The organism is Streptococcus sp. 1453 (assembly GCF_013276955.1).
Classification (GTDB): domain Bacteria; phylum Bacillota; class Bacilli; order Lactobacillales; family Streptococcaceae; genus Streptococcus.
On record NZ_VMLZ01000002.1, the window covers coordinates 58866 to 73200 of the forward strand.

The 14335-nt window shown below is 40.4% G+C and carries 9 protein-coding genes; all 9 read left to right on the top strand.

Annotated features, from left to right (window positions below; genetic code table 11):
• Nucleotides 1-9 precede the first annotated feature (9 nt).
• The 9 genes from HW098_RS01155 (at nucleotide 10) to HW098_RS01195 (ending at nucleotide 14330) form a co-directional block, all read left to right on the top strand.
• Nucleotides 10-2064 carry a cation:proton antiporter gene (locus tag HW098_RS01155; RefSeq protein WP_176139019.1) on the top strand — a complete coding sequence of 685 codons (2055 nt, stop codon included), beginning with the start codon at nucleotides 10-12 and terminating at the stop codon, nucleotides 2062-2064.
• A 178-nt stretch (nucleotides 2065-2242) separates the two neighbouring features.
• The gene (locus tag HW098_RS01160; RefSeq protein ID WP_176139020.1) at nucleotides 2243-3103 is read left to right on the top strand and encodes a YihY/virulence factor BrkB family protein; all 861 of its coding nucleotides are present in this window, start codon (nucleotides 2243-2245) and stop codon (nucleotides 3101-3103) included.
• A gap of 199 nt (nucleotides 3104-3302) precedes the next feature.
• Nucleotides 3303-4013, top strand: a complete 711-nt coding sequence (gene ccdA2, locus HW098_RS01165; RefSeq protein ID WP_176139021.1) for a thiol-disulfide oxidoreductase-associated membrane protein CcdA2 — start codon at nucleotides 3303-3305, stop codon at nucleotides 4011-4013.
• 19 nt (nucleotides 4014-4032) lie between these two features.
• Entirely contained in the window at nucleotides 4033-4599 is a 567-nt protein-coding gene (locus HW098_RS01170; protein ID WP_061438786.1) for a redoxin family protein, read from the top strand.
• Between the two features lie 10 nt (nucleotides 4600-4609).
• Nucleotides 4610-5722, top strand: coding sequence for a peptide-methionine (R)-S-oxide reductase MsrB (gene msrB / locus HW098_RS01175; protein WP_176139022.1), 1113 nt, complete (start codon nucleotides 4610-4612; stop codon nucleotides 5720-5722).
• Between the two features lie 70 nt (nucleotides 5723-5792).
• A complete protein-coding gene (locus tag HW098_RS01180) occupies nucleotides 5793-6527 on the top strand; it encodes a response regulator transcription factor (RefSeq protein ID WP_176139023.1) in 735 nt (244 codons plus the stop codon).
• Entirely contained in the window at nucleotides 6527-8218 is a 1692-nt protein-coding gene (locus HW098_RS01185; protein ID WP_176139024.1) for a sensor histidine kinase, read from the top strand. The genes HW098_RS01180 and HW098_RS01185 overlap by 1 nt, the downstream gene beginning before the upstream one ends.
• A gap of 115 nt (nucleotides 8219-8333) precedes the next feature.
• On the top strand, nucleotides 8334-8897 hold the full coding sequence (locus HW098_RS01190) for a TIGR01440 family protein (protein ID WP_050242330.1): 564 nt from the start codon (nucleotides 8334-8336) through the stop codon (nucleotides 8895-8897).
• Nucleotides 8898-8918: 21 nt separating this feature from the next.
• Complete coding sequence (locus tag HW098_RS01195) at nucleotides 8919-14330, top strand: ZmpA/ZmpB/ZmpC family metallo-endopeptidase (RefSeq protein WP_176139025.1); 5412 nt, start codon at nucleotides 8919-8921, stop codon at nucleotides 14328-14330.
• The last annotated feature ends 5 nt before the right edge of the window (nucleotides 14331-14335 follow it).

Here is a 14335-nt window from a genome sequence, read left to right on the forward strand (position 1 = left end):
AGGACGTGCGTGGAATTACTGATTTACCTCATCCTGTTTTTACTGGTCTTGATTGTCTCAAGTACAACCAATAAGCTCCTGCCCTTTTTGCCTCTCCCTTTGGTGCAGATTCTTTTGGGAATTGTGATTGGTCTCTTTTTACCCAATACCGACTTTCATCTCAATACGGAGTTGTTTTTGGCACTGGTTATCGGACCCTTGCTTTTCCGAGAGTCGGAAGAAGCTGATATTACAGCTATTTTAAAACACTGGCGAATCATTATCTATCTCATATTTCCAGTGATTTTTATCTCGACCCTGAGTTTGGGTGGCTTGGCCCACCTTCTTTGGTTCAGCCTTCCCTTGGCAGCTTGCTTGGCTGTTGGGGCGGCCCTTGGACCTACGGATTTGGTGGCCTTTGCCTCTCTTTCGGAGCGTTTTAGCTTTCCTAAGCGCGTGTCCAATATCCTTAAGGGTGAAGGACTCTTGAATGATGCTTCTGGCTTGGTTGCCTTTCAGGTAGCTTTGACAGCTTGGACAACTGGAGCCTTTTCCCTTGGGCAAGCAAGTAGTTCGCTCATCTTTTCAATTCTAGGCGGTTTTTTAATTGGCTTTTTAACAGCCATGACCAACCGTTTCCTCCATAGCTTCTTGCTAAGTGTGAGAGCAACAGATATTGCCAGCGAACTTTTACTAGAATTGAGTTTGCCTCTGGTAACCTTCTTCCTGGCAGAAGAAGTCCACGTTTCAGGGATTATTGCCGTTGTGGTCGCTGGGATTTTAAAGGCAAGCCGTTTTAAGAAAATTACGCTCCTCGAAGCCCAAGTGGATACGGTGACCGAGACGGTCTGGCACACAGTCAACTTTATGCTCAACGGTTCTGTCTTTGTGATTTTAGGGATGGAGCTGGAAATGATAGCAGAGCCTATCTTGACCAATCCAATCTATAATCCCTTACTGTTATTGGTATCTCTTATAGCCCTTACCTTTGTCCTCTTTGCCATTCGTTTTGTCATGATTTATGGCTATTATGCCTATAGGACTAGACGTCTCAAGAAAAAGCTAAATAAGTATATGAAGGACATGCTTCTTTTGACATTTTCAGGTGTCAAAGGAACGGTGTCGATTGCGACGATTCTTTTGATACCGAGTAATTTAGAGCAGGAGTATCCTCTCTTACTTTTCCTTGTCGCAGGGGTGACACTTGTCAGCTTTTTAACAGGCCTCGTGGTCTTGCCTCATCTTTCTGATGAACAGGAAGAAAGCAAGGATTATCTCATGCATATCGGCATTTTGAATGAAGTAACGATAGAGTTGGAAAAAGAGTTGGAAGATACCAGAAATAAGCTCCCTCTCTATGCGGCTATTGACAATTACCATGGACGTATTGAAAATCTCATTTTAAGCCAAGAAAACCAGGATGATCAAGAAGACTGGGCTGCTTTGAAACTCTTGATTCTTAGTATTGAAAGTGATGGATTGGAACAGGCCTATGAAGAGGGGAACATTAGCGATCGTGCTTACCGAGTTTACCAACGTTATCTGAAAAATATAGAACGAGGCATCAATCGTAAATTTGCGTCACGATTGACCTATTATTTCCTTGTTTCTTTGCGGATTTTACGTTTTCTCCTTCATGAAATTTTTACTCTCGGAAAGACCTTCCGTAGCTGGAAGGACAAGGAGAAAAGCCGTCTCCGTGCTCTTGATTATGACCAAATTGCAGAGCTCTATCTGGCCAATACAGAGATGATTATTGAAAGTTTGGAAAACCTGAAGGGAGTCTATAGACGCTCTTTGATTAGTTTTATGCAGAAGTCTCGTCTTCGTGAAACAGCTATTATCAGCAGTGGTGCCTTTGTCGAACGGGTTATCAATCGCGTTAAGCCTAACAATATCGATGAGATGCTGAGGGGCTATTATTTGGAGCGCAAGTTGATTTTCGAATACGAAGAGAAACGATTGATTACGACCAAGTATGCCAAGAAATTACGACAAAATGTCAATAACTTAGAGAACTATTCTCTGAAGGAAGCTGCCAATACCCTGCCTTATGATATGGTGGAATTGGTAAGAAGAAATTAGTTAATACTCTTCGAAAATCTATTCAAACTACGTCAGCTTCGCCTTACCGTATGTATGAGACTGACTTCGTCAGTCTTATCTACAACCTCAAAACAGTGTTTTGAGCAGCCTGCGGCTAGCTTCCTAGTTTGCTTTTTGATTTTCATTGAGTATAAGATTGTAAGTGAAGGAGTGTCACATGAAAAAGTGGTGGAAAGAGCTGATAGACAAGCCTCTATTAAAAGCTTTTTTGCATTATTATCAAGCATCAGATAGTGAGTTGACCAGTGTCGCAGTAGCCTACTATTGGTTGATTTCGATTTTTCCACTTCTTTTGGTGGTGGTCAATATCCTCCCCTATTTTCAGATTCCTGTGGGAGAATTTCTGGGCTTTGTGAAAGACGTCCTGCCCCCAAGCCTCTATGAAGGTGTGGAAAAAATAGCCAGAGAAGTCTTGACCCAACCTTCAACAGGTTTATTGAGTTTTTCTGTTTTATCGGCGTTATGGAGTTTTTCAAAATCTATGAATTTCTTGCAAAAAGCTTTTAACAAGGCTTATGGCGTCGAAAAGAGTCGTGGGCTTATTTCCCATCAGATGGTGAGTCTCCTAGTCAGTTTTGGCTTGCAGCTCCTCTTTGCGTTTGCCTTGTTTTTGAGCTTATTTGGGCAGATGATTTTGGATTTACTTGCTCATTATTGGACAAAAGATGGTATTATCTATCAGGCTTTACAAGGTTTGGCAGGTCCTCTGACTTACGCCCTCCTCTTTGCTATCTTGGTCATGCTTTATTATTTTCTTCCCAATCTATCTAACAGGAAAATTAGCTATACCCTACCAGGCAGTGCCTTTGTTCTCTTAGTGATTTTAGTTCTACTAACTCTGTTCTCTAGTTATCTCAATTACTATGTCCATCATTTAGTGGACGTCCGAATTTTAGGTTCAGTTCTTCTTGTTGTGATGATGTTTTGGTTTATCTTGATTGCTAAAATTGTTATCCTAGGCGCAGTTATCAATGCCAGTGTGCAGAGTTTGAAAGATCCGAGCTTGAGAAAAGATTAACCATTTATCTATTACAAAAGCGCATAGTATCAAGNNCTTGATACTATGCGCTTTTGTGCTTTGACAGTTTTTGTATAATTTTTGTCCAAGATTTCTAAATCATCTGATTAAATTCCTATTTTTCCCTATCATCGTCCCTGTTTTTTCGAAAATGGAAGGAGTATAATAAACCTATCAATAAAATGATAGGAGGAACTTTATGGGTCATATTTTCTTTTTTCTAAGTGTCTTTTTGGCAGGGATTCTATCCTTCTTTTCTCCTTGTATCTTACCCTTGTTACCGGTCTATGCAGGGGTGTTACTAGATGATAAGGATGGTGCTCAGGCTTCTAGTGGCAAATTTTCCATCTCAGTTGTTAGTTTATTGCGAACGCTGGCCTTTATAGCAGGAATTTCCTTTATCTTTATTTTGTTGGGCTATGGAGCTGGTTTTTTAGGCGACTTGCTTTATGCTTCTTGGTTCCAATATGTGACGGGTGCGGTTATCATTCTCTTAGGCTTGCACCAGATGGAGATTCTACACTTTAAGGGGCTTTATAAGGAAAAGAGGTTACAACTGCAAGGACAGGAGCAAAATGGTAAGGGCTATAGTCAGGCATTTTTATTGGGTTTGACCTTTAGTTTTGCTTGGACGCCTTGTGTGGGACCGGTTCTTGGCTCTGTTTTGGCCTTGGCGGCTTCAGGTGGCTCAGGTGCTTGGCAGGGAGCTGGTCTCATGTTAATCTATACGCTGGGTCTAGCGCTACCATTTTTGGTCCTAGCTCTGGCCTCTAGTTATGTTTTGAAACATTTCCGAAAACTTCATCCCTATCTCGGAATCCTCAAAAAAGTGGGAGGTTTTCTCATTATTGTGATGGGACTCTTGGTTCTGTTTGGAAATGCTTCAATTTTAAGTCAATTATTTGAATAAAATGGAAAGGAATATCAGTATGAAAAAATGGCAAACATGTGTTCTTGGAGCAGGTTCGCTCCTTTGTTTGACGGCTTGTTCAGGCAAGTCCATGACAAGTGAACACCAAATGAAAGATGAAATGAAGATGGAGCAGACAGCTAGTAAAACAAGCACGGCTAAAGGGAAAGAGGTGGCTGATTTTGAATTGACGGGAGTAGATGGCAAGACCTACCGCTTATCTGATTACAAGGGCAAGAAAGTCTATCTCAAATTTTGGGCGTCTTGGTGCTCCATCTGTCTGGCTAGTCTTCCAGATACGGATGAAATTGCTAAAGAAGCTGGCGACGACTATGTGGTCTTGACAGTAGTGTCACCAGGACATAAGGGAGAACAAGCTGAAGCGGACTTTAAGAATTGGTATAAGGGATTGGATTATAAAAATTTCCCAGTCCTAGTTGACCCGTCAGGTAAGCTCTTGGAAAGTTATGGTGTTCGTTCTTACCCAACTCAAGCCTTTATAGATGGTGAAGGAAAATTGGTCAAAACGCAACCAGGTTTTATGGAAAAAGATGCGATTTTGCAAACTTTGAAGGAATTAGCCTAGGAGGTGTCCTATGAATGATAAGCTAAAAATCATCTTGTTGCTAGGAGTATTTTTCCTAGCCATAACCGGTTTCTATTTTCTATTGATGCGAAATGCAGGGCAGACAGATAGCTCGCAAATTGAGAAAGCGGCAGTCAGCCAAGGAGGAAAAACAGTGAAAAAAACAGAAATTAGTAAAGACGCAGACTTGCACGAAATTTATCTAGCTGGAGGTTGTTTCTGGGGAGTGGAGGAATACTTCTCCCGCGTTCCCGGAGTGACAGATGCCGTATCAGGCTATGCAAACGGTAGAGGGGAAACAACTAAGTACGAATTGATTAACCAAACAGGACATGCGGAGACTGTCCATGTTACTTATGATGCCAATCAAATTTCCCTCAAGGAAATCCTGCTTCATTATTTCCGCATTATCAATCCAATCAGCAAAAATAAACAAGGAAATGATGTGGGGACCCAGTACCGTACTGGTGTTTATTACACAGATGATAAGGATTTGGAGGTAATCAACCAAGTCTTTGATGAAGTTGCTAAGAAATACGATCAACCTCTAGCAGTTGAAAAGGAGGCTTTGAAGAATTTTGTAGTGGCTGAGGATTACCACCAAGACTATCTCAAGAAAAATCCAAATGGCTACTGCCATATCAATGTTAATCAGGCTGCCTACCCTGTCATCGATGCCAGCAAATACCCAAAACCAAGTGATGAAGAATTGAAAAAGACCTTGTCGCCTGAGGAGTATGCAGTTACCCAGAAAAATCAAACAGAGCGAGCCTTTTCAAACCGCTACTGGGATAAATTCGAATCCGGTATCTATGTGGATGTGGCAACTGGGGAACCCCTCTTTTCATCAAAGGACAAGTTTGAGTCTGGTTGTGGCTGGCCTAGTTTCACCCAGCCCATCAGCCCAGATGTTGCTACTTACAAAGAAGATAAGTCTTACAATATGACACGCATGGAAGTGCGGAGCCGAGTTGGAGATTCTCACCTTGGCCATGTTTTTACGGACGGTCCACAGGACAAAGGTGGCTTGCGCTACTGTATCAATAGCCTCTCTATCCGCTTTATTCCCAAAGACCAAATGGAAGAAAAAGGCTACGCTTATTTACTAGATTATGTTGATTAAGAAGTATTTCCTAAGCAGTTAGAGGAGAATTTTGCTATACTGATACTAGTAAGTGACAAAGGAGAGAAGCATGACCTACACAATCTTAATCGTAGAAGATGAATATCTGGTAAGACAAGGCTTGGCCAAGCTGGTCAATGTAGCAGCCTACGATATGGAAATCATCGGTCAGGCTGAAAATGGAAGGCAGGCTTGGGAATTGATTCAAAAGCAGGTGCCAGACATTATTTTAACCGATATCAATATGCCTCAGCTAAATGGCATCCAGTTGGCCAGTCTAGTCCGAGAAACCTATCCTCAGATTCATCTAGTTTTTTTGACTGGCTACGATGATTTTGATTATGCCTTGTCTGCTGTCAAACTCGGTGTGGATGACTATCTGCTCAAGCCTTTTTCTCGTCAGGATATTGAGGAAATGTTGGGGAAAATCAAGCAAAAACTAGACAAGGAAGAAAAGGAAGAGCAGTTACAAGATTTATTAACCGATAAGTTTGAAGGAAACATGGCCCAGAAAATCCAGTCCCATCTGGCTGATAGCCAGTTTAGTTTAAAGTCTTTGGCCAGTGACTTGGGCTTTAGTCCGACTTATCTGAGTTCTTTGATTAAGAAAGAGTTGGGTTTGCCTTTTCAGGATTATTTGGTGCGAGAACGTGTCAAACAAGCCAAGCTCTTGCTTTTGACTACAGATCTGAAGATTTACGAGATAGCTGAAAAGGTTGGTTTTGAAGATATGAACTACTTTACCCAACGTTTTAAACAGATTGCAGGTGTGACCCCTCGTCAGTTTAAGAAGGGGGAAGGTTGATGAAGCGTTCTTCTCTCCTAGTCAGAATGGTTATTTCCATCTTTCTGGTCTTTCTCATTCTCCTAGCTCTGGTTGGAACTTTCTACTATCAATCTAGTTCATCAGCTATTGAGGCTACCATTGAAGGTAATAACCAAACGACTATCAGTCAGACTAGCCACTTTATCCAGTCTTATATCAAAAAATTAGAAACCACCTCGACTAGTTTGACCCAGCAGGCAGATGTCCTAACCTATGCTGAGAATCCCAGTCAAGACAAGGTCAAGGGAATCCGAAATCTGTTTTTGACCATCTTAAAGGCAGACCAGGACTTGAAAACTGTTGTGCTGGTAACCAAATCTGGTCAGGTTATTTCTACAGATGACAGTGTGCAAATGAAAACTTCCTCAGATATGATGGCTGAAGATTGGTACCAACAGGCCATTCATCAGGGAGCCATGCCCGTTTTGACTCCAGCTCGTAAATCAGATAGTCAGTGGGTTGTTTCTATCACTCAGGAACTTGTTGATGCCAAGGGGGTCAATCTGGGCGTGCTTCGTTTGGATATTTCTTATGAAACTCTAGAAGCCTATCTAAATCAACTTCAGTTGGGTCAGCAGGGCTTTGCCTTTATTATCAATGAAAACCATGAATTTGTCTACCATCCTCAACACACAGTTTATAGTTCGTCTAGTGAAATGGAGGCCATGGAACCCTACATCGAGACGGGTCAGGGCTATACTCCTGGTCACAAATCCTACGTCAGTCAAGAAAAGATTGCAGGAACTGATTGGACGGTACTTGGCGTGTCTTCGCTGGAGAAGTTAGACCAGGTTCGGAATCAACTCTTGTGGACCTTGCTTGGGGCTAGTATCACATCTCTTCTTGTCTGTCTCTGCTTGGTGTGGCTTAGTCTTAAACGCTGGATTGCTCCTTTGAAGGATTTGAGAGAAACCATGCTGGAAATTGCTTCTGGTAATCAGAATCTTCGTGCCAGGGAAACTGGTGCCTATGAACTGAGAGAAGTGTCTCGTCAGTTCAATGATATGTTGGATCAGGTTGATCAGCTGATGGCAGATGTTCGCAGGCAGGAAGAAACGACCCGTCAGTACCAACTTCAAGCCCTATCAAGCCAGATTAATCCGCATTTCCTCTATAACACCTTGGACACCATCATCTGGATGGCTGAATTTCAGGATAGTCAGCGAGTGGTTCAGGTGACCAAGTCTTTGGCAACCTATTTCCGCTTGGCACTCAATCAAGGCAAGGATTTGATTTGCCTGTCTGATGAAATCAATCATGTTCGCCAGTATCTCTTTATCCAGAAACAACGCTATGGAGATAAGCTGGAATACGAGATTGAGGAAAATCCTGCCTTTGATAACCTAGTCTTGCCCAAGTTGGTGTTACAACCTTTGGTGGAAAATGCTCTTTACCATGGCATTAAGGAAAAGGAAGGTCAGGGACATATTAGAGTTTCTGTTCAGAAACAGGATTCAGGATTGGTCATCCGTATTGAGGATGATGGCGTTGGCTTCCAAACTGCTGGCGATAGTAGTCAGAGTAACCTCAAACGTGGGGGAGTTGGTCTGCAAAATGTTGATCAGCGACTCAAACTTCATTTTGGAGACAATTACCAGATGAAGATTGATTCTAGGCCCCAAAAAGGGACGAAAGTGGAAATATACATAAATGGAATAGAAACTAGCTAACTCCCAGTCAATTCTGGGAGTTTTATGCGTAATTGGGCAAGCTTTCTAGGTTGTCTATCTTGCTAAAAACAAGAAAAAACGGTATGATAGAAGAGTGACAAAAGAGGTGACAGAGATGAACGAGACACAGATTCAAAGAGAAACACGTCAGATAGTAGAAGATGTTTTAGAAAAGGCCAATTTGAAGCAGGGGGCCCTTTTTGTTTTAGGTCTATCTTCTAGTGAGGTGCTAGGTGGTCAGATTGGGAAAGAGTCCAGTCAAGAGATTGGTGAGCTGATAGTGGAGACTATCTTGGGTATTCTAGGTAGTAGAGGTATCCATTTAGCCGTTCAAGGTTGTGAGCATGTCAATCGAGCCCTCGTTGTTGAACGTCAGGTGGCAGAGCAGTTTGGTCTGGAAATCGTTAGTGTCCTTCCAACTCTTCATGCAGGAGGTTCGGGTCAGTTGGCAGCCTTCAAGTTTATGCAGGATCCAGTTGAGGTTGAATTTATCAAGGCTCATGCTGGATTGGATATCGGAGACACTGCAATTGGTATGCATGTCAAGCATGTTCAGGTTCCGATTCGCCCTCTTTTGAGAGAGATTGGTCATGCCCACGTAACGGCGCTGGCTAGTCGTCCAAAATTAGTCGGAGGTGCGCGTGCGCACTATCCACAAGATTCTATTAGAAAGTCGTGAGAATGAATAAAGGAGATGAAAGTGTTTAAAAAAGACCGTTTTTCAATTCGTAAGATTAAGGGAGTTGTAGGTTCTGTATTTCTTGGAAGCCTTTTGATGGCTCCTTCTGTAGTGGACGCAGCCACCTATCACTATGTAGATAAAGAGGTTATTTCACAAGAAGCTAAAGATTTAATCCAGACAGGAAAGCCTGATGGAAATGAAGTTGTATATGGTTTGGTATATCAAAAAGACCAGCTGCCACAAACAGGGACAGAAGCATCTGTTTTGACAGCTTTTGGTTTGCTGACTGTTGGGAGCTTGCTTTTAATCTACAAGAGAAAGAAAATTGCCAGCGTCTTTCTAGTTGGAGCTATGGGATTGGTAGTCCTTCCTAGTGCAGGAGCTGTAGACCCAGTTGCGACCCTAGCACCAGCTAGTCGAGAGGGTGTTGTTGAAATGGAGGGTTATCACTATGTTGGTTATCTATCAGGTGACATCCTCAAAACGCTTGGCTTGGACACTGTTTTAGAAGAAGCCTCAGCTAAACCTGGAGAGGTGACTGTAGTCGAAGTTGAGAATCCCCAAGTAACAACAAATCAGGAGCAAGCTAAGCCAGAAAACCAAGCAGTAGAGACAGAGGAAGCTCCAAAAGAAGAAGCACCTAAAACAGAAGAAAGTCCAAAGGAAGAACTAAAATCGGAGGTAAAACCTACTGACGAGCCCCTCCCTAAAGGAAAAGATGAAAAAGAAGATTCAGCAGAACCAGCTCCAGTTGAAGAAGTAGGTGGAAAAGTTGAGTCAAAACCAGAGGAAAAAGTAGCAGTTAAGCCAGAAAGTCAACCATCAGACAAACCAGCTGAGGAATCAAACGTTGAACCACCAGTAGAACAAGCAAAAGTCCCAGAACAACCCGTGCAACCTACACAACCGGAGCAACCAAGGATACCAAAAGATTCATCACAACAAGAAGATCCTAAAGAGGATAAGGTATCGGAAGAGACACCGAAACAAGAAGATGCACAGCCAGCAGTAGTAGAAACAAGAGATGAGGCTGCTAATCAACCTGTTGAAGAACCAAAAGTGGAAACGCCTGCTGTAGAAAAACAAACGGAACCAACAGAGGAACCAGTAGACCAACCAGTTGTGACGAAACCAGCTGAGAAACCAGTAGACCAACCAGTTGTGACGAAACCAGCTGAGAAACCAGTAGACCAACCAGTTGTGATGAAACCAGCTGACCAACCAGTTGTGATGAAACCAGCTGACCAACCAGTGGAAACACCTACTGTAACAAAACCAGTGGACCAACCTACGTCACATGATCATGAGACTCCAAAAGAAAAATCGGTACCTGTTTTAACATTAACGAGTATCACAGATAATGCGATGAATCGTTCTGCAAATTTAAACTATAATTTAGAGAATGCTGATAATGCAGAAATTAAGAACATCGTAGCTGAAATTAAAGATGGAGATAAGGTTGTTAAAACCATCGACCTATCTAAAGAAAAACTAGAAGATGTGGTTGAAGGTTTGAATCTTTATAAAGATTATAAAGTAGCAACGCGAATGACTTATAATCGCGGTCAAGGTGATGAAACAACGACCTTAGATGAAAAACCACTTCGTTTAGACTTGAAGAAAGTTGAAATCAAGAACATTGCGTCAACTAGCTTGATTAGTGTGGATGAAAATGGCGTCGAAACGGATAAAAGTTTAATAACTGAAAAACCGACAGACGTTGCTCCACTTTACTTACGAGTGACAACTCATGATAACAAAACAACAAGACTAGCGGTAAGTTCTGTTGAAGAAGTGGTTGTTGATGGAAAAACATTGTACAAAGTGGTAGCAAAAGCTCCAGACTTAGTTCAACGTAGAGAAGATGATACTTTCAGTGAAGAGTATGTTCATTACTTTGAAAAACAAAAATTAAAAGAAGGTAATATTTATTATAGCTTCAACGAGCTTGTAAAAGATATTCAAGCTAACCCTACTGGAGAGTTCAAACTGGGTGCAGATCTTAATGCAGCCAATGTTCCAACTCCAAGTAAATCTTATGTGACAGCTACGTTTAAAGGTACATTATCAAGCAATGGAGATAATCGTTTCACTATTCACAATACAGCTCGACCTTTATTTGCTAATATTGAAGGTGGTAAAATCCACGATATTAATCTCGCTAATGTAAATATTAATATGCCTTGGGCTGATCAAATTGCATCTGTAGCAAATGTGATCAAAGGTGGTAGCCTTATTGAGAATGTTAAAGTCAAAGGTAATGTGCTCGGCAGAAACTGGGTATCTGGTTTCATTGATAAAATTGATAGTGGTGGTAGATTAGTTAATGTTGCATTTATTGGTAATGTAACTTCTGTTGGAGATGGGGATAAATTCTTAACAGGTATTGTTGGAGAAAACTGGAAAGGATATGTCGAAAAAGCATACGTTGAGGCTAATATTAAAGGTAAGCGAGCTAAAGCTGCAGGTATATCTTATTGGTCACAAAATGGCGGAGATAACAATGCTGTCGGTAGAGACGGAGCAATTAAGAAATCTGTCGTTAAAGGTACAATAGATGTTGAAGACCCAATTGAAGTTGGTGGCGCTGTTGGAAGCTTAAACTATCTTGGTTATATAGAAGACACTGTTTCTATGATGAAAGTTAAGAACGGTGAAATTTTCTACGGTTCACATGATATCGATACCGATCCATATTACACAGGGGATCGAGTAAATAGAAATTTCGTTGTTGACGGTGTAAGTGAAGGTAAATCTTCTTATAGATACTCTAAACAACAAAATCGTATTAAATCAATATCTCAGGAAGAAGCTGATAAGAAAATTGCAACACTGGGAATCACTGCTCATGAATATGCAATTAACGAACCAGTAGTTAACACTCTTAACAACATAAAACCAAAAGCTGATACTTATAAAGATACTCAAGATTACAATGCAGAACGTGAACTTGCATACCGTAATGTTGAAAAACTTCAACCATTCTACAACAAAGAATGGATTGTCAATCAAGGTAATAAGATTCCTGAAGGATCTAAATTACTAACTACAGAAGTATTATCTGTGACAGGTATGAAAGATGGACAATTTGTAACGGACTTGTCAGATGTTGATCATATTATGATTCATTATGCTGATGGTACTAAGGAAGAAAAAGCTGTATCAGCAAAAGCTACATCAAACGTGGAACAAGTAAAAGAATACGGTATTACAGATTTAGGAGATGTAGTTTACACACCAAATATGGTGGTTAAAGATAGAACACAATTAATCAGCGATATTAAAGCGAAATTAGATAGCGTTCAATTGATTTCACCTGAAGTGCGTGCGTTAATGGATAAACGTAACAAACCAGCTGAGAATAGTGACAATCATAAGAACAATTACATTCGTAACTTGTTCCTTGAAGAAAGCTTCAAAGAAACTAAAGCTAATTTGGATAAATTAGTCAAAGCTTTAGTCGAAAATGAAGACCATCAATTGAATAGTGATGAAGCTGCAATGAAAGCCCTTCTCAAGAAAGTTGAAGACAATAAAGCTAAAATTATGATGGGTCTTACTTATTTAAATCGTTATTATGGATTTAAATACAATGATATGAGCATTAAAGACCTTATGATGTTCAAGCCTGATTTTTATGGTAAGAACGTTAGCGTTATCGATAGATTGATTCAAATTGGTTCACGTGAACATTTCTTGAAAGGGGACCGAACTCAAGATGCTTATCGTGATGTGATTGCGGGAGCAACAGGTAAAGGTAATTTAAATGACTTCTTAACATATAACATGAAACTCTTTACAGAAGATACTGATATGAATGTGTGGTATAAGAAAGCTATTTCTCATACTAACTATGTAGTTGAGAAACAATCATCTAACCCTGATTTTGCTAATAAGAAATATCACTTATATGAAAACTTAAATAACGGTGAACATGGTCGATACATTTTACCGCTTCTTAATACGAAGAAGGCTCACATGTTCTTAATTTCAACGTACAATACGCTAGCGTTTAGTGCATTTGAGAAATATGGTAAGAATACAGAAGCTGAACGTGAAGCGTTCAAGAAAGAAATAGATTTACGTGCACAAGAGCAAATTAATTACTTAGACTTCTGGTCAAGACTTGCTGCTGATAATGTACGTAATCAATTGTTGAAATCTGAAAATATGGTCCCATCAGCAATTTGGGATAACCAAGATGTTCCAGGTAATGGATGGGCTGACCGAATGGGTCATAATAAGAATGGTGACTATGCTCCAGTTCGTGAGTTCTATGGACCTACAGGTAAATGGCACGGATATAACGGTATGGGTGCGTATGCTTATATCTTTTCTAATCCACAAAACTCAGAAGCTGTATACTACATCATCTCTAGTATGATTAGTGATTATGGTACATCTGCATTCACTCACGAAACAACTCATATCAATGACCGTATGGCCTACTTAGGAACATGGCGTCACCGTGAAGGGACAGATATTGAATCATTTGCTCAAGGTATGCTACAATCGCCATCACTTACAAACTATAATGGTGAATATGGTTCACTTGGATTAAATATGGCGTACGAACGTAAAAATGACGGTACACAAATTTATAACTATGATCCTAATATGTTAAGTAGTCGTGAGAAGATTGATCACTACATGAAGAACTATAACGAATCAATGATGATGCTTGATTACTTAGAAGCAGAATCTGTCATCAAGAAAAATACTGGAACTAACGATAAGTGGTTCAAGAAAATCGATAAGAAATATCGCGAAAAAGCGAGCTATAATAAGTTAGAAGGTGCACCACACCAATGGGATTTAGTTCGTGATTTAAATGATGATGAGAAGAGTATGAAACTGACAGCTATTGATCAACTTGTAGATAACAACTTCGCTACTAAACACGGGCTACCAGGTAATGGTCATTACCGTACTGAAGGATTCGATTCTGCTTATACTGTTGTGAATATGATGACTGGTATTTATGGTGGTAACACAAGTAAGAGTACGGCTGGCTCAATCTCATTCAAACACAATACATTCCGTATGTGGGGCTACTACGGTTACCTTGATGGATTCTTAGGGTATGCATCTAACAAGTATAAACAAGAATCTAAAGCAGCCGGCAACGTAGGTCTAGGTGATGACTTTATCATCCAAAAAGTTTCTAAAGGTAGATTTAATACATTAGAAGAGTGGAAGAAAGAATGGTATAAAGAAGTCAGAGCTAAAGCTGAGAAAGGTTTTGTAGAAATTGAAATTGATGGTCAAAAGATTTCAACATATGAAAAACTTCAAGAGCTATTCGATGCTGCAGTTGAAAAAGACCTTCAAGGTAATAAATTTGATAATACAGTGAATCTTAAATGGAAAGTTTACAAACAACTATTGCAGAAATCAGACGGATTTACTGGAGATTTATTCACTAAATAGTAGAT